Here is a 16080-nt window from a genome sequence, read left to right as displayed (position 1 = left end):
TACACCGCAGTCGCAGGCAAGCCAGCTCCCACATTTGATTTGCGTGATAGCTACTGGCGAGCCAGGCGCACGTTCTGGAACGCCACATCCTCGGTGCTGCGGTACGGGTTGATATCCAGCCCGCCACGCCGCACATACCGCGCATACACCGTCAGTTTCTCTGGCTTGAGCAAGCGCTGCAGGTCCAGGAAGATGCGCTCCACGCACTGCTCATGGAAGTCCGAATGCTGGCGAAAGCTCACTAGGTATTCGAGCAAACTGGCGTGATCGAGTGCCGCCCCGCGATAGTCCACCACCACGCTGCCCCAGTCTGGCTGGCTGGTCACCGGGCAGTTGGATTTGAGCAAGTGGCTGTGCACGCTCTCCTCGACCACACGCGAAGCATCGCAGCGCAAGAGTTCGGGGCGCGGGTGTTCGTAGTTGCTGACGCTGATATCCAGATCGTCGATGCACACACCCGGCAAAGCCTGCACGCCTTCGGCTTCAACCTCGGCCAGACTGCGCACGCGCACGCTCACAGGCTTGCCGGCAGCCGCGCTGAGGTCGGTGCGCAGGGTGGCTTCCAGACTGTGTACGTCGGCAAACGCGCTCTGGTTGAGCGAATTGAGGTACAGCTTGAATGACTTGGATTCGATGATGTTCGGCGAATCGGCCGGAATGCTGAATTCACCGATGGCCACCACCGGCTTGCCCGATGGCAACAACCAGGACAATTCGAAGCAATTCCAGAAATCCACGCCTTTATAAGGCAGGGTCTCGGCGCTCAGGCCCAGCTCGGCCCATTTGGCGGCGCGCGGAATCGGGAACAGCAACGAGGGGGTGTAGGTGGAGATGTATTCACTGGACTTGCCCAGCGGCGAATGTTCGGCTGCGGGATGCATGGCGGAAACCTGGCTAAATAAACCCAGCCAGTCTACCAGCCTTTGATCCCGCCTCTAAGAACCGCCTTACTCGACGGTCAGCTTGCCGACCATCCCCGCCTGGTAATGCCCCGGCAGGTTGCACGCGAACTCAAGCCCGGTGGCCTTGGTAAAGGTCCAGGTCAGCTCGGCGGTTTTGCCCGGCTCCACCAGCACACTGTTGGGGTCGTCGTGCTTCATGCCGCCCATGTCGCCATGGCCCATCGCACTGTGGTCCATCTTGCCCATACCGGTGGCGGTAAGCATGCCGCTGGCTTGCATCTGCAACATTTCCTTCTGGTGCTCGGCATGCATCGCCGCGTCACCCAGGTTGAATTCATGGAGCAACTGGCCTTTGTTGACGAGTACAAAGCGCACCGTCTCACCAGCCTTGACGTCCAAGGACTTGGGTGAAAAGGAAATGTCCTGCAGCGTGACTTGCACGGTGCGCGTGGCCTGGTTCGCCGGTGCCGGCTGGCCGAACGCGTATGTGTGAGCCGTGTCAGCCGCCGCACCGAAACTCAGCGCCAACAGGCAGCCTGCCAACATCAGGGGAGTACGCAACGCCATCTCTCTTCTCCGAAACTATGTAAACCGCAGGATCAGCACTCTAAGATGACGCCGCTGCCAGCCAGCTGACTGCTAGATTACAACTTTGTCAGGTTGCGCCCTTACCCCGGCCCCCACGGTATAAAGCCGGTCGTGCCCTGTTTGCCAAGAGCTGCCCATGAAACTGTTGATTGTCGAAGACCAAGCCAAAACCGGCCAATACCTGCGCCAGGGCCTGGCCGAGGCTGGCTTTACCACCGAATGGGTGGCCGACGGCGCCAGCGGCCAGCACCTGGCGTTGACCGGCGACTACGACCTGCTGATCCTAGATGTGATGCTGCCCGGCCGCGACGGCTGGCAAATCCTGCAAGCGGTGCGCGGCGCCGGCCTGGATATTCCGGTGCTGTTCCTGACCGCCCGGGACGCCGTGGAAGACCGCGTGCACGGCCTGGAACTCGGCGCCGACGACTACCTGGTCAAACCCTTCGCCTTTTCCGAACTGCTGGCACGCGTGCGCAGCCTGTTGCGCCGTGGCAGCAGTGCCCCGCAGGAAACCGCCTTGCAGTTGGCCGACCTGCGCCTGGATTTGATTCGCCGCCGTGTCGAACGGGACGGCCAGCGCATCGACCTCACCGCCAAGGAGTTCTCGCTGCTGGAACTGTTGCTGCGCCGCCAGGGCGAAGTGCTGCCCAAGTCGCTGATTGCCTCCCAGGTCTGGGACATGAATTTCGACAGCGACACCAACATCATCGAAGTGGCGATCCGCCGGTTGCGCCTGAAAGTCGACGACAACTACCCCACCAAGCTGATCCACACCGTGCGCGGCATGGGTTATGTGCTGGAGGCACGGTGCAATTGATCTCGCGCCTGTCCCTGGCCAGCCGCCTGGCCTTGCTGTTTGCCGGCTGTACTGCGGTGGTGTCGCTGCTGGCCGGCGTGCTGTTCAATCATGCCAGTGAAACGCACTTTATCGAGCTGGACCAGCAACTGCTCGACGGCAAACTAGTCGCCTTGCGCAGTACCTTGCAGGGCGTCGACACGCCGCAGCTGTTTGCCCAGCGCGAAGCGCAACTGCGCACCGAACTCACTCGCCAACCCGACCTGACGCTGCGCATCAGCGCCGCTGGCCAGCACTGGTTTGACAGCGCGGCGGGCATGAGCTTGCCCGAGGCACCGGGCTTGCACCGCCTGCAGAACGCCGGCACCGACTACCGCGTGTACAACGTGCCACTGGCGCCAAGCCAGCCGGACTCGCCGCAACTGAGCCTGATACTCGACATCACTCACCACCAACACTTCCTGCAGCGCATGCAGCACCTGATCTGGTTGACTGTCGGCCTCTCGGCCCTGGCCACCGCATTGCTCGGCGCCTGGGCCGCGCGCAGTGGGTTGCGGCCCTTGCGACGCATGGGCGATGTGGCGGCCAGCGTCTCCGCGCATTCCCTGACCCAGCGTCTGCCCGAGCAGCACATGCCGCCAGAGCTGGCGGAACTGGCGCAGGTCTTCAACGCGATGCTCGGTCGCCTGGACGACGCGTTCCAGCGCCTTTCGGCGTTCTCCGCCGATATCGCCCACGAACTGCGCACGCCGCTGTCGAACCTGTTGACCCACACCCAGGTCATCCTCACCCAGCCGCGCCCGCTGGAGGACTACCGCGAGGCGCTGCACAGCAACCTGGAAGAGCTGCAATGGATGGCGCAACTGGTCAACGACATGCTCTACCTGGCCAAGGCCGACCACGGCTTGCTGGTGCCCACGCGCGAACCGCTGGCGCTGGCGGAGGAAGTCGACGCGTTGCTGGAGTTCTTCACGCTGCTGGCCGAAGACGCGCAGGTCAGCCTGGTGTGCGCAGGCGCTGCCCAGACACGCGGCGATCGCAGCATGCTGCGCCGAGCCTTGTCGAACCTGCTGGATAACGCGTTGCGGTTTACCCCGGCGGGTGGCGAAGTGCGGGTACGGATGACAGAAGATGCCCGCGGGGTGACGCTGACCGTAGAGAACAACGGTGAAGGTATTGCACCGGCGCTGTTACCGCGCCTGTTTGATCGCTTCTATCGAGTCGACCCGGCGCGCCGCGAAGGCAGCAGCGAGCATGCGGGGCTGGGCTTGGCGATTACCCAATCGATCGTGCGAGCGCATGGCGGAAGGATTTATTGTGAGTCGCAGGCAGGATGGACGCGGTTTGTGATTGAGTTGCCGAAGGAGGATTGAGGCAAGCTGGGCAGGCCGTATCGCAGGCAAGCCAGCTTGTGAATACATTCAAAAATGTGGGAGCTGGCTTGCCTGCGATCGCGGTGTTAACGGCTACGAATATCTGAGGGCATGCGCCGGCTCAATCTTCGCCGCGCGATACGCCGGGTAAATGGTCGCCAAGAAGCTCAACACAAACCCCGCCGAGCAAATCAGCAACACATCCCCGCCCTGCAGCTCCGACGGCAGGTTGCTGACAAAATACACATCCGAACTGAAGATATGCTGCCCCGTCACGCGCTCCAGCCAGCCCACCAGCTCACTGACATTCAGCGCCGCAATCACCCCCAGCACGCCGCCAATCAAGGTGCCGACGATGCCGATCACCGTGCCCTGCACCATGAAGATCGCCATGATCTGCCGAGGCGTGGCGCCGATGGTGCGCAGGATCGCGATGTCTGCGCCCTTGTCATTCACCACCATGATCAAGGTCGCGATGATGTTGAACGCGGCCACGGCGACGATCATCAGCAACAGCAGGCCGATCATGGTCTTTTCCATCTTCATCGCGCTGAACAGGCTGCCCTGGGTGTGGGTCCAGTCATCCGCCTTGTAGGCTGCACCGAGGCTGCCGGCGATGTCCGTCGAGACCTTGGGCGCTGCGTACAGGTCCTTCACCGCCAGGCGCACGCTCTGCACCTGGTTCGGCTGCCAATGCTGTATCTCGGCAGCGTCAGCCATATGGATCAGGGCCATGGAGCCATCCAGCTCGGCGCCGACCTTGAAGATGCCGACCACATTCAAGCGCTGCATGCGTGGGGTGATACCGCCCGGGGCGCTGCTGATTTCCGGCACGATCAGGGTCAGCTTGTCGCCCACACTCAGGCGAAAACGCCGCGCGGTGATTTCACCGACGACTACGCCGAACTCGCCGGGCTTCAGGTCGTCGAGTTTGCCCTGCACGATGTGCTGGGCCACGATCGACACCTTGCCTTCCTGCGCCGGATCGACGCCGCTGATCTCGATCGGCTGCATCGCGCCCTTGTAGGAGAACATGCCGTCCATCTGCGTGAACGGAACAGCGGCGGTGACTTCTGGATTTTTCATCGCCGCCGCCGCTACCGGCTGCCAATCATCGATCGGGTTCACGCCGACGATGGTCGCGTGGGGCACCATGCCGAGGATGCGCGAGCTCATTTCGCGCTGGAAGCCGTTCATCACCGACAGCACCACAATCATTGCCAGCACGCCCAGGGCGAGGCCGATCATCGAGGTCATCGAGATAAACGAAACAAAACGGTTGCGGCGCTTGGCGCGGGTATAGCGCGTGCCGATGAAAATCGATAACGGTCTGAACATTCGCGGGCACCGTTGAAAAAAAGAAAAAACCCGGCGCTATAGGCACCGGGCTTGAAACGGGTCAGATGGCGACCAAGTGACCTTCCTGCAGGTGAAGCACACGGTCCATCTGGCGGGCCATGCTCATGTCATGGGTCACCACCAGGAACGCGGTGCGCATCTGGGTGCTCAGTTCCAGCATCAAGTCCTTGATGCCCTGGGCGGTGTGAGAGTCGAGGTTGCCGGTCGGCTCATCGAGCATCACCAGGCCCGGGTTGTTCACCAGAGCACGGGCAATCGCCACACGCTGGCGCTCGCCGCCGGACAATTCGGCCGGCTTGTGCTCCAGGCGATGGCCAAGGCCGACGCGCTCCAGCAACGCCTTGGCACGCTCGCGCGCCTGCGGGATCGCAGTCTTGCCGATCAACAGCGGCATGCACACGTTTTCCAGCGCAGTGAATTCCGGCAACAGGTGGTGAAACTGGTACACAAAGCCCAGCGAACGGTTGCGCAACTGGCCACGGGCTTTTTCACCCAGGGCCGACAGCTCTTCACCGGCCAGCCAGACGCTGCCCTGGGACGGCGTATCGAGGCCGCCCAGCAGGTTGAGCAAGGTACTTTTGCCGGAGCCGGAACTGCCGACGATCGCCACGCGCTCGCCCGGATGCAGCTCAAGTTGCAGGTTGGACAGCACCACCACCGATTCCGGGCCTTCCTCATAGGATTTGCCCAGGTTGCGGCAGCTCAGGATTGCTTTTTCACTCATGCCCGATTCACTCATAACGTAAGGCCTGTGCTGGCTGGGTACGTGCCGCGCGCCAGGCTGGATACAGGGTGGCAAGGAAGCTCAGGACCAACGCGGCGCCACCCACCATCAGCACGTCCTGGGTTTGCACCTGGGACGGCAGGTAATCGATGAAGTAGACGTCGGCGTTGAGAAACTTGTGGCCGATCAGGGTTTCGAGGCCGGCGATCGCCGCACTCACATTCAGTGCGGCCAGGATTCCCACAGCCGTACCGATCAAGGTGCCGACCACGCCGATCACGGTGCCCTGCACCATGAAAATCGCCATGATCTGCCCCGGCGTGGCGCCCAGGGTGCGCAGGATAGCGATATCGCCTTTCTTGTCATTCACCACCATCACCAGCGTGGAGATGATGTTGAAGGCGGCGACGGCGACGATCAGCAGCAACAGCAGGCCGATCATGGCTTTTTCCATGCGGATGGCCTGGTACAGATTGCCGTGGGTGCGAGTCCAGTCGCGGGCGTAGTACTGGGATTCGCCCAGGTGCTGGGCAATTTCCCAGGCGCCGCGCGGGGCGTCGAACAGGTCGTTGAACTTCAGGCGCAGGCCCTGCACCTGGTCCGGCTGCCAGCGGTGCAGGCGCGCCAGGTCGGTGAGGTTGGTCAGGCCGAGGTAGCCGTCGATCTCGCCGGCACCGACGTGGAAGGTGCCGACCACGGTGAAGCGCTTCATGCGCGGGAACATCCCGGCCGGGGTCACGGTGACTTCCGGGGCGACGAAGGTCAGTTTGTCGCCGAGGCCCACGCCGAGCTTCGCCGCGGCCTTGTCACCGATGACGATGCCGAAGCTGCCGGGCGCGAGGTCGTCGAGTTTGCCCTGCAGCATGAACTTGTCGATGATCGAGACGTTGCGCTCCTGGACCGGGTCGATGGCATTGAGCAGGATTTTCTGCACCTTGCCGTCATTGGTCAGCAGCCCCTGCATCTGGGTAAACGGCGCGACGGCCACCACCTTGGGGTTCTGCTTGACCTTGGCGGCCAGGCTTTGCCAGTCGTTGATGGGCGCATCGCCCTCGATGGTCGCGTGGGGCACCATGCCCAGCACGCGGGTGCGCATCTCATGATCGAAGCCGTTCATCACCGACAACACCACGATCATCACGACCACGCCCAAGGCGAGCCCGATCATCGAGGTCAGGGAAATGAACGACACAAAATGATTGCGACGCTTTGCACGGGTATAACGCGTGCCGATAAATACGAAGAGAGGTCTGAACATGTCGGGGCTTGTTCGGAGGAAAAGAAGACGTCCCGGTGGCGGGGTCTGGTAAGCAGCTTTACACTCAGACCATTACCGTTACCTGGGGTTCGCCATGTCGACATTAGATGAAGAAGAGCGCCGCGAATACTACCGTATCGACGACATGATCGCACTTCAAATCAAAAGCCTGTCTGCCCCCGAAGCGGCGAGCAAAGAAGTGTTGCTGGATGATTCCCCATTGTTCAATCTGCTCAGTGAACTGCACCTGAGCGAGTTCGAAGCCCAGCACCTGTTACGCCAGCTCAGCGAGAAAGACCGCACCCTCGCCGCCTTCCTGCGCGTGCAGAACAAACGCCTGGACCTGCTCAGCCAGATCATGGCGCGCGGCCTGCTGGATGAAGTCGGCGCGCCGCAGCCGGTGATCATTTCCGAAGGCGGCATCGACTTCCAGCATCCCACGCCCCTGCCGACCGGCGCGCACCTGGCGGTGAAGCTGGTGCTGATGCCCCAGGCGCTCGGCCTGTTGCTGCGCGCGCGGGTCACCCATTGTGATCCCAAGGGCGCAAGTTTTGATGTGGGCACGGAATTCGAATCCATGACCGATGCCCAACGCCAGCTGCTCGCGCGCTACATCCTGCAGAAACAAGCCCAGGAACGGCGCCTGGCGCGGGAACAGAGCGACGCCCAAGACACCTGAATTCGTATCACCCCGCCAGCAGACCTGGCGCATAGGAGCAACTGTGACCCTGATTTACGGCCACCGCGGTGCCAAAGGCGAAGCACCGGAAAACACCCTGACCAGCTTCCAGGAGTGCCTCAAGCACGGTGTACGCCGCTGCGAACTGGATTTGCACCTGTCCATGGACGGCGAGCTGATGGTCATCCACGACCCGACGCTCAAGCGCACCACTGACCGGCGCGGCAAGGTCGTCGAGTATTCGGCGGCGGACCTGGTGAAGATGGACGCGCGCAAAGGCGGCCCCGGTTGGGTCAAGCCGTGCCCGATCCCACGCCTGGAAGAGCTGTTCGAGCAGTGCGACTTCGATCACTGGCAACTGGAAGTCAAAAGTGCCTCGCGCACCCGCGCCGCAACCACCGTACTGGCCATCCGCGAAATGGCGGTGCGCTTTGGCCTGATGGACAAGGTCACCGTGACCTCAAGCTCGCGGGAAGTGCTGAAGGCAGCGGTTGAACTGACCCCGGACCTGTCACGCGGCCTGGTCGCCGAATACGCCTGGCTCGACCCGCTGAAGGTCGCGCAGAACTATGGCTGTGAGTTTCTGGCATTGAACTGGACGTTGTGCACCCCTGAGCGTCTGGAAAAAGCCCAGCGCCAGGGCTTGCACGTGTCCGTGTGGACAGTCAACGAACCCGCGCTGATGCGCAGGCTCGCCGACTTCGGCGTAGATAGCCTGATTACAGACTTTCCCGGTTTGGCCACTGCCACCCTCGAGAATTACTGAAATCGGTCTCCCCGGCCGGCTCAGGCCACCGGCCGGAGCCGCTCAAAAAAGCCGGTTGAGGCCGTCGTAGGCCGCTACCCGATAGGCTTCGGCCATGGTCGGGTAGTTGAACGTGGTGTTGACGAAATACTTGAGGGTATTGAGTTCACCCGGCTGGTTCATGATGGCCTGGCCGATGTGGACGATCTCCGACGCCTGATAGCCGAAGCAGTGCACGCCGAGCACCTCAAGGGTCTCGCGGTGGAACAGGATCTTCAGCATGCCTTGCGGCTCACCGGCGATCTGCGCACGCGCCATGCTCTTGAAGAACGCCTTGCCCACTTCGTAAGGCACCTTGGCCTTGGTCAGCTCATGTTCGTTCTTGCCGATCGAGCTGATCTCGGGAATCGTGTAGATCCCGGTCGGCACATCGTTCACATAACGCCAGCTGCCATTGTCGACGATGCTGCCAGCGGCCGAACGGCCCTGGTCGTGCGCGGCACTGGCCAGGCTTGGCCAGCCGATCACGTCACCGGCGCCATAGATGTTCGCCACGCAGGTACGGTAGTTCTCGTCCACCTCGATCTGGCCACGGCTGTTGACCTTGACCCCGATGTTTTCCATGCCCAGCTTGTCGGTGTTGCCGGTACGGCCGTTGCACCACAGCAAGGCGTCGGCCTTGATCTTCTTGCCGGACTTGAGGTGCAGGATCACCCCGTTGTCCAGGCCTTCGACCCGCTCGTACTCTTCGTTGTGACGCACAGTGATGTTGTTGTTGCTGAAGTGGTAGCTCAACGCCTGGGAAATTTCCGAGTCGAGGAAGCTCAGCAGTTGGTCGCGGTTGTCGACCAGTTCTACCAGTACACCCAGGCCGCTGAAGATCGAGGCGTATTCACAGCCGATCACGCCGGCGCCGTAGATGATCAATTTGCGCGGGGTGTGGCCCAGACTGAGGATGGTGTCGCTATCGTAGATACGCGGGTGGTGGAAATCGATATCCGCCGGGCGATATGGGCGCGAACCGGTGGCGATGATGATGTGCTTGGCCACCAGCTTCTCGACCACGCCGTTGGGGCATACCACCTCGATGGTTTGCTCGTCGGCGAAGCTGCCGGTACCGAAGAACAGGTCGACACGGTTGCGGGCGTAGTAACCGGTGCGCGAAGCCACTTGCTTGGAGATCACCTTCTCGGCGCTTTTCAGCACGTCCGGGAACGAGAACCAGCGCGGCTCACCAATCGCCCGGAACATCGGGTTGGTGTTGAACTGCATGATCTGGCGCACCGAGTGACGCAAGGCCTTGGACGGGATGGTACCCAGGTGGGTGCAGTTACCGCCGACCTGGCGACGGCTATCGACCATCGCCACCTTGCGCCCTGCCTTCGCGGCGTTCATCGCCGCACCTTCTCCAGCCGGGCCGGAACCCAGTACCACCACGTCGTAGTTGTAGACAGCCATGCGTACTCCTCAGAACAGGCCAGGCGCACGGTTGAACGCCTGGCTAAATCATGCCGCGGCCAGCGGTCATGAAGGACAATTTGGCTCAAGTGTGTGAACCGGGGCACAGTCTATATAAGGCTCAACGCCGCGCACATTAACCCTTGGTCGCGTCGTAGGCCAGTCTTGCCTTTACTACAGAAACACGAAACAGGCATTACACTGCTGGCACGCACCTTTACAGGACGAGCCATTATGCGGCATGTCGTTTTCTGTTTAATGATGATTTTTTCGCTGGCGGCGCAGGCGAGTGAGGCGGATCGGCTCCGGCAAGCCGATTTTCCGCTGCAATCCCATGAACTGGCGCTGAAAAACCAGGCGGTGCTTACCTACCTGTGGGCGGATGTCTACGCGGCGGCGCTGTATGCCCCGTCCGACCTGAGCGCCAAGCAGGCCTGGTCGCAACAAAAAGCGTTGCGCCTGACGCTGTATTACTTTCGCGACATCGACCGCAACGACGTGATCAAAGCCGCCACTGCCACGCTGCAGCGCCAGCAGGCCAGCGCCCGACTGAAGCCCGAGATAGACAAACTGCACGCCAGTTTTCGCGATATCCGCAGCGGCGATCGGTATGCCCTGGATTTTCGTCCGGGGCGGGGCTTGAACCTGGAGATCAATGGGCAGGTGGTGTTCAGCAGTGGTGACGATGAGCTTGCCAGGACCTACCTGAGCCTCTGGCTGGCGCCCAATGGGCTGTCCGAACGCTTGCGTACCCAGTTGCTCAATTGAAGATTTGCGCTGGCTGAACGACCGCCTTCGCGAGCAAGTCCGCTCTCACATTTAACCGCGCGCGCCCTGAAGACACCCGGTCGAATGTGCGAGCGGGCTTGCTCGCGAAGAGGCCCTCGCAGGCACAAAAAAGCCCCGAACCAGTCGGGGCTTTTTCATTCAGCGCACAGGCTTAGCGCGGGAATGCAGGCGGGTTGACCCCAGCCATGTCTTCCATCACGCGAACCACCTGGCAGCTGTAGCCGAACTCGTTGTCGTACCACACGTACAGCACAACGCGGTTGTCCTGGGTAATGGTCGCTTCCGCGTCCACCACACCGGCGTGGCGCGAGCCGACGAAGTCGGTGGACACCACTTCCTGCGAATTGACGAAGTCGATCTGCTTATGCAGGTCGGAGTGCAGCGCCATGTAGCGCAGGTACTCGTTCATCTCTTCACGGGTGGCGGCTTTCTCAAGGTTCAGGTTGAGAATCGCCATCGACACGTTCGGCGTCGGCACACGGATCGCGTTACCGGTCAGCTTGCCGGCCAGCTCAGGCAGGGCCTTGGCAGCAGCGGTGGCAGCACCGGTCTCGGTGATCACCATGTTCAACGCGGCGCTACGGCCACGGCGATCGCCCTTGTGGAAGTTGTCGATCAGGTTCTGGTCGTTGGTGTACGAGTGAACGGTTTCGACGTGACCGTTGACGATGCCGAACTTGTCATTCACAGCCTTCAGCACCGGCACGATGGCGTTGGTGGTGCAGGAAGCGGCGGACACGATCTTGTCGTCAGCGGTGATTTCAGCGTGGTTGATGCCGTGAACGATGTTCTTCAGCTTGCCCTTGCCCGGAGCGGTCAGGACAACGCGATCGATACCCGGGCAGGCCAGGTGCTGGCCCAGGCCCTCGGCATCACGCCAGACACCGGTGTTGTCCACCAGCAGGGCGTCCTTGATGCCGTACTGGGTGTAATCCACCTCGGACGGGTTCTTCGCGTAGATCACCTGGATCAGGTTACCGTTGGCGGTGATGGTGTTGTTTTCTTCGTCGATGACGATGGTGCCGTTGAACGGACCGTGTACCGAATCACGACGCAACAGGCTTGCGCGCTTGGTCAGGTCGTTCTCGGCGCCTTTGCGCACGACGATGGCACGCAGGCGCAGGCCGTCGCCGCCACCGGTTTTTTCGATCAGGATGCGCGCCAGCAGGCGGCCGATACGACCGAAGCCGTACAGCACGACGTCGGTGCCTTTGCGGGCTGCGGCGTTTTGCTGGCCAACCACTTCGGCCATTTCTTCACGCACGAACTGCTCGGCGCTGCGGCCGGCACCTTCCTTGCGGAATTTATAGGCCAGCTTGCCCAGGTCTACCGAAGCCGCGCCGAGCTTGAGCTCGCTCATGGCCTTGAGCAGGGGGAATGTTTCGTGGACGGAGAGTTCGCTGTCGTCGGCAGAGCGATGGCGAGCAAAGCGATGCGCCTTGAGAATCGCGATGACTGATTGGTTGATCAGGCTGCGGCCATAGATCGAGCTCACCACATTGTTATTGCGGTACAGCTGACCGATAAGCGGAATCATCGCTTCAGCGAGTGCTTCACGGTCGATCCATTCACCAAGACACTGGTCGGGCTTCTGAGTCACGGGAACCTTCCACATGTAGGGGCAGAAAAAAGGGGCTACATTATGCCGCTCGACCGCCCTCGGAGCAATGCGCGCCCGGCAACAAAAAATGCTTGCCAAAAACCAACACCGCGCTGCAGCCCAGTAAATACGCGGGTTCCAGAAGGCCACCTATTCGCCGGCAACGCCGACTTGTCCGTAACCCTCCGAAACATACACGCGAAATGGCACTACATATTGAGTCAAAACACGCCATTGTTTGTCTTAGCCACTACATTTCCTACAAACCGTAATAGGCTCAGTCAGCAACTGACAGGCGGCACCTCGGGCCGTTACAATTACCGACTTTGTCGCAACGCTTGGAGCTCAACCTTCCGTGCCCGTTCTGCGTCTACCGCTTCTCCCTGCCGCGGCAGGTAAACAGCACTGGGGCAACCTGCCCGGTGCCGCCCTGAGCCTGGCCATTGCCGAGGCTGCCAGCGCAGCCAAGCGCTTTACCCTGCTGCTCACCGCCGACAGCCAAAGTGCCGAGCGACTCGAGCAGGAGCTGAGCTTCTTCGCCCCCGATTTGCCGGTGCTGCATTTTCCCGACTGGGAAACCCTGCCCTACGATCTGTTCTCGCCGCACCAGGACATCATTTCCCAGCGCATCGCCAGCCTGTACCGCCTGCCGGAACTGGCCCACGGCGTGCTGGTGGTGCCGATCACCACGGCCCTGCATCGCCTGGCGCCGACCAAGTTCCTGCTGGGCAGCAGCCTGGTGCTGGATATCGGCCAGAAGCTTGATGTCGAACAGATGCGCACGCGCCTGGAAGCCAGCGGCTACCGCTGCGTCGATACGGTGTACGAGCACGGCGAGTTTGCCGTGCGGGGCGCGCTGATCGACCTGTTCCCGATGGGCAGCAAGTTGCCGTATCGCATCGACCTGTTCGACGACGAAATCGAAACCCTGCGTACCTTCGATCCGGAAAACCAGCGTTCCATCGATAAAGTCGAGTCGATCAAGCTGCTGCCGGCGCGTGAATTCCCGTTGCAAAAAGATGCGGTCACGCGCTTCAAGGCGCGCTTTCGTGAACGCTTCGACGTCGACTTCCGCCGCTGCCCGATCTTTCAGGACCTCAGCAGCGGGATTACCCCGGCCGGTATCGAGTACTACCTGCCGTTGTTCTTCGACGAAACCTCGACCCTGTTCGATTACCTGCCCCAGGACACTCAAGTGTTCTCGCTGCCCGGCATCGAGCAGGCCGCCGAGAATTTCTGGAACGACGTGCGCAACCGCTATGAAGAGCGTCGCGTCGACCCTTCCCGTCCTTTATTACCGCCTGCCGAACTGTTCCTGCCGGTAGAAGACTGCTTCGCGCGCCTGAAAAACTGGCCGCGCGTGGTCGCCAGCCAACAGGACGTGGACGCCGGCAGTGGCCGCGAGCGTTTCCCTGCAGGCACGCTGCCGGATCTGGCGATCCAGGCCAAAGCCACGCAACCGCTGGAGGCGCTGTCCAACTTCCTCGGTGACTTCCCCGGCCGCGTGCTGTTCACCGCCGAATCCGCCGGGCGCCGCGAAGTGCTGCTGGAGCTGTTGGAACGCTTGAAGCTGCGGCCGAAAACCGTCGACAGCTGGCCAGACTTCGTCGCCGGCAAAGACCGACTGGCGATCACCATTGCCCCGCTGGATGAAGGCTTGCTGCTGGATGACCCAGCCCTGGCACTGATCGCCGAGAGCCCACTGTTCGGCCAGCGCGTGATGCAGCGTCGGCGCCGTGAAAAACGCGCCGACGCCAACAACGACGCCGTGATCAAGAACCTCACCGAGCTGCGCGAAGGCGCGCCGGTGGTGCACATCAATCACGGTGTCGGCCGCTACCTGGGCCTGCAGACGCTGGAGATCGACAACCAGGCAGCTGAGTTCCTCACCCTGGAATACGCCGAGGGCGCCAAGCTCTACGTGCCGGTGGCCAACCTGCACCTGATCGCGCGCTACACCGGCAGCGACGACGCGCTGGCGCCGTTGCACCGCCTGGGCTCCGAGACCTGGCAGAAAGCCAAGCGCAAGGCCGCCGAACAGGTGCGCGATGTCGCCGCCGAGTTGCTCGACATCTATGCACGCCGCGCCGCACGCGAGGGCTACGCCTTCGCCGATCCGAAGGCCGACTACGCCACCTTCAGCGCCGGCTTCGCCTTCGAAGAAACCCCGGACCAGCAAACCACCATCGAAGCGGTGCGCGCCGACATGCTCGCGCCCAAGCCGATGGACCGCCTGGTGTGCGGCGACGTCGGCTTCGGCAAGACCGAAGTGGCGATGCGCGCCGCCTTCATCGCGGTGCACGGCGGCAAGCAAGTGGCGATCCTGGTGCCGACCACCCTGCTCGCCCAGCAACACTACAACAGCTTCCGCGACCGCTTTGCCGACTGGCCGGTGACCGTGGAGGTGATGAGCCGCTTCAAGTCCGCCAAGGAAGTGAATGCCGCCGTCGCCGACCTCGCCGAAGGCAAGATCGACATCGTGATCGGAACGCACAAGCTGCTGTCCGACGATGTGAAGATCAAGAACCTGGGCCTGGTGATCATCGACGAAGAACACCGCTTCGGCGTGCGCCAGAAAGAACAGCTGAAGGCCCTGCGCAGTGAAGTCGACATCCTCACCCTCACCGCCACGCCGATTCCGCGCACGCTGAACATGGCCGTGTCGGGCATGCGCGACCTGTCGATCATCGCCACGCCGCCGGCGCGCCGACTGTCGGTGCGCACCTTCGTGATGGAGCAGAACAAAAGCACGGTCAAGGAAGCACTGCTGCGCGAATTGCTCCGCGGCGGCCAGGTGTACTACCTGCACAACGACGTGAAGACCATCGAGAAATGCGCCGCCGACCTCGCCGAACTGGTGCCGGAGGCGCGTATCGCCATCGGCCACGGGCAGATGCGCGAACGCGAACTCGAACAGGTGATGAGCGACTTCTACCACAAGCGCTTCAACGTGCTGATTGCCTCGACCATCATCGAGACCGGCATCGACGTCCCGAGCGCCAACACCATCATCATCGAGCGTGCCGACAAGTTCGGCCTGGCGCAGTTGCACCAGTTGCGCGGCCGGGTTGGCCGTAGTCACCACCAGGCCTATGCCTACTTGCTGACGCCACCGCGCCAGCAAATTACCGGCGACGCCGAAAAGCGCCTGGAAGCCATCGCCAACACCCAGGACCTCGGCGCCGGCTTTGTGCTTGCGACCAACGACCTGGAAATCCGAGGCGCCGGTGAATTGCTCGGCGACGGCCAGAGCGGGCAGATCCAGGCCGTGGGCTTCACCCTCTATATGGAGATGCTCGAGCGCGCGGTGAAAGCCATCCGCAAAGGCGAACAACCGAACCTCGACCAACCCCTGGGCGGCGGCCCGGAAATCAACCTGCGCTTGCCGGCGCTGATTCCCGAGGACTACCTGCCGGATGTGCATGCACGGCTGATCCTGTACAAGCGCATCGCTTCGGCCACCGACGAAGAAGGCCTCAAGGACCTGCAGGTAGAGATGATCGACCGCTTCGGCCTGTTGCCCGAACCGACCAAGAACCTGGTGCGCCTGACCCTGCTCAAGCTGCAGGCTGAGCAGTTGGGCATCAAGAAGGTCGACGCCGGGCCGCAGGGCGGGCGTATCGAGTTCGAGGCGCAGACGCCGGTCGACCCGCTGGTACTGATCAAGCTGATCCAGGGCCAGCCCAACCGCTACAAGTTCGAAGGGGCTACGCTGTTCAAGTTCATGGTGCCGATGGAACGTGCCGAAGAACGCTTCAATACCCTGGAGGCGCTGTTTGAGCGCCTCATCCCGAAATCTGCTTGAAGGA

The 16080-nt window shown here is 61.9% G+C and carries 13 protein-coding genes; 6 read left to right on the top strand and 7 right to left on the bottom strand.

What is annotated here, in order from left to right:
* Positions 1–50: 50 nt before the first annotated feature.
* Complete coding sequence (gene queF, locus JFU04_RS07300) at positions 51–881, bottom strand: NADPH-dependent 7-cyano-7-deazaguanine reductase QueF (protein ID WP_065901974.1); 831 nt, start codon at positions 879–881, stop codon at positions 51–53.
* Between the two features lie 66 nt (positions 882–947).
* Complete coding sequence (gene copI / locus JFU04_RS07295; protein WP_106804810.1) at positions 948–1469, bottom strand: copper-resistant cuproprotein CopI; 522 nt, start codon at positions 1467–1469, stop codon at positions 948–950.
* A 157-nt stretch (positions 1470–1626) separates the two neighbouring features.
* Between copI and JFU04_RS07290 the strand changes: the two genes are divergently transcribed.
* Together JFU04_RS07290 and JFU04_RS07285 are read left to right on the top strand one after the other, a co-directional pair.
* Positions 1627–2307 (top strand): heavy metal response regulator transcription factor, encoded by a 681-nt coding sequence (locus JFU04_RS07290; protein WP_065901979.1) that lies wholly within the window; start codon positions 1627–1629, stop codon positions 2305–2307.
* A complete protein-coding gene (locus tag JFU04_RS07285; RefSeq protein ID WP_201146325.1) occupies positions 2304–3659 on the top strand; it encodes a heavy metal sensor histidine kinase in 1356 nt (451 codons plus the stop codon). Before JFU04_RS07290 ends, JFU04_RS07285 begins: the two co-directional genes overlap by 4 nt.
* A gap of 93 nt (positions 3660–3752) precedes the next feature.
* Here JFU04_RS07285 and JFU04_RS07280 read toward each other — a convergent pair whose 3' ends face one another.
* From JFU04_RS07280 to JFU04_RS07270, 3 genes are all read right to left on the bottom strand, one after another.
* Positions 3753–4997, bottom strand: coding sequence for a lipoprotein-releasing ABC transporter permease subunit (locus tag JFU04_RS07280; protein ID WP_065901983.1), 1245 nt, complete (start codon positions 4995–4997; stop codon positions 3753–3755).
* 61 nt (positions 4998–5058) lie between these two features.
* Positions 5059–5742, bottom strand: coding sequence for a lipoprotein-releasing ABC transporter ATP-binding protein LolD (gene lolD / locus JFU04_RS07275; RefSeq protein ID WP_162946070.1), 684 nt, complete (start codon positions 5740–5742; stop codon positions 5059–5061).
* A gap of 7 nt (positions 5743–5749) precedes the next feature.
* Complete coding sequence (locus tag JFU04_RS07270) at positions 5750–7000, bottom strand: lipoprotein-releasing ABC transporter permease subunit (RefSeq protein WP_120447903.1); 1251 nt, start codon at positions 6998–7000, stop codon at positions 5750–5752.
* Positions 7001–7094: 94 nt separating this feature from the next.
* On the opposite strand from JFU04_RS07270, the gene JFU04_RS07265 reads away from it, so the two are divergent.
* Both JFU04_RS07265 and JFU04_RS07260 read left to right on the top strand, forming a co-directional pair.
* A complete protein-coding gene (locus tag JFU04_RS07265) occupies positions 7095–7679 on the top strand; it encodes a PilZ domain-containing protein (protein ID WP_201143750.1) in 585 nt (194 codons plus the stop codon).
* Positions 7680–7722: 43 nt separating this feature from the next.
* Positions 7723–8445 (top strand): glycerophosphodiester phosphodiesterase, encoded by a 723-nt coding sequence (locus JFU04_RS07260; RefSeq protein ID WP_065901990.1) that lies wholly within the window; start codon positions 7723–7725, stop codon positions 8443–8445.
* A 42-nt stretch (positions 8446–8487) separates the two neighbouring features.
* Here the strand turns inward: JFU04_RS07260 and sthA are convergent, their stop codons facing one another.
* On the bottom strand, positions 8488–9882 hold the full coding sequence (gene sthA, locus JFU04_RS07255; protein ID WP_016975273.1) for a Si-specific NAD(P)(+) transhydrogenase: 1395 nt from the start codon (positions 9880–9882) through the stop codon (positions 8488–8490).
* 234 nt (positions 9883–10116) lie between these two features.
* Between sthA and JFU04_RS07250 the strand changes: the two genes are divergently transcribed.
* Positions 10117–10650, top strand: coding sequence for a chalcone isomerase family protein (locus JFU04_RS07250; protein ID WP_201143749.1), 534 nt, complete (start codon positions 10117–10119; stop codon positions 10648–10650).
* A 172-nt stretch (positions 10651–10822) separates the two neighbouring features.
* Here JFU04_RS07250 and JFU04_RS07245 read toward each other — a convergent pair whose 3' ends face one another.
* Positions 10823–12286: a glyceraldehyde-3-phosphate dehydrogenase gene (locus JFU04_RS07245; protein ID WP_106804812.1), complete on the bottom strand. Its 1464-nt coding sequence runs from the start codon at positions 12284–12286 to the stop codon at positions 10823–10825.
* A gap of 340 nt (positions 12287–12626) precedes the next feature.
* Here JFU04_RS07245 and mfd point away from each other — a divergent pair, with 340 nt between their 5' ends.
* Positions 12627–16076, top strand: coding sequence for a transcription-repair coupling factor (gene mfd / locus JFU04_RS07240; RefSeq protein ID WP_201143748.1), 3450 nt, complete (start codon positions 12627–12629; stop codon positions 16074–16076).
* Positions 16077–16080 lie beyond the last annotated feature (4 nt).

Source organism: Pseudomonas sp. TH21 (assembly GCF_016651025.1).
In the GTDB taxonomy this organism is placed as follows: domain Bacteria; phylum Pseudomonadota; class Gammaproteobacteria; order Pseudomonadales; family Pseudomonadaceae; genus Aquipseudomonas; species Aquipseudomonas aylmerensis.
The sequence above is the reverse complement of the archived record's forward strand: the minus strand, read 5'-3'. Positions and strand labels throughout refer to the sequence as shown.

Excerpts from the sequence above, each read along its gene's own strand:
- JFU04_RS07270 (WP_120447903.1), bottom strand. The coding sequence starts at position 7,000 with ATGTTCAGACCTCTCTTCGTATTTATCGGCACGCGTTATACCCGTGCA.
- JFU04_RS07265 (WP_201143750.1), top strand. The coding sequence starts at position 7,095 with ATGTCGACATTAGATGAAGAAGAGCGCCGCGAATACTACCGTATCGAC.
- copI (WP_106804810.1), bottom strand. The coding sequence starts at position 1,469 with ATGGCGTTGCGTACTCCCCTGATGTTGGCAGGCTGCCTGTTGGCGCTG.
- JFU04_RS07290 (WP_065901979.1), top strand. The coding sequence starts at position 1,627 with ATGAAACTGTTGATTGTCGAAGACCAAGCCAAAACCGGCCAATACCTG.
- JFU04_RS07250 (WP_201143749.1), top strand. The coding sequence starts at position 10,117 with ATGCGGCATGTCGTTTTCTGTTTAATGATGATTTTTTCGCTGGCGGCG.
- queF (WP_065901974.1), bottom strand. The coding sequence starts at position 881 with ATGCATCCCGCAGCCGAACATTCGCCGCTGGGCAAGTCCAGTGAATAC.
- JFU04_RS07280 (WP_065901983.1), bottom strand. The coding sequence starts at position 4,997 with ATGTTCAGACCGTTATCGATTTTCATCGGCACGCGCTATACCCGCGCC.
- sthA (WP_016975273.1), bottom strand. The coding sequence starts at position 9,882 with ATGGCTGTCTACAACTACGACGTGGTGGTACTGGGTTCCGGCCCGGCT.
- lolD (WP_162946070.1), bottom strand. The coding sequence starts at position 5,742 with ATGAGTGAAAAAGCAATCCTGAGCTGCCGCAACCTGGGCAAATCCTAT.
- JFU04_RS07245 (WP_106804812.1), bottom strand. The coding sequence starts at position 12,286 with ATGTGGAAGGTTCCCGTGACTCAGAAGCCCGACCAGTGTCTTGGTGAA.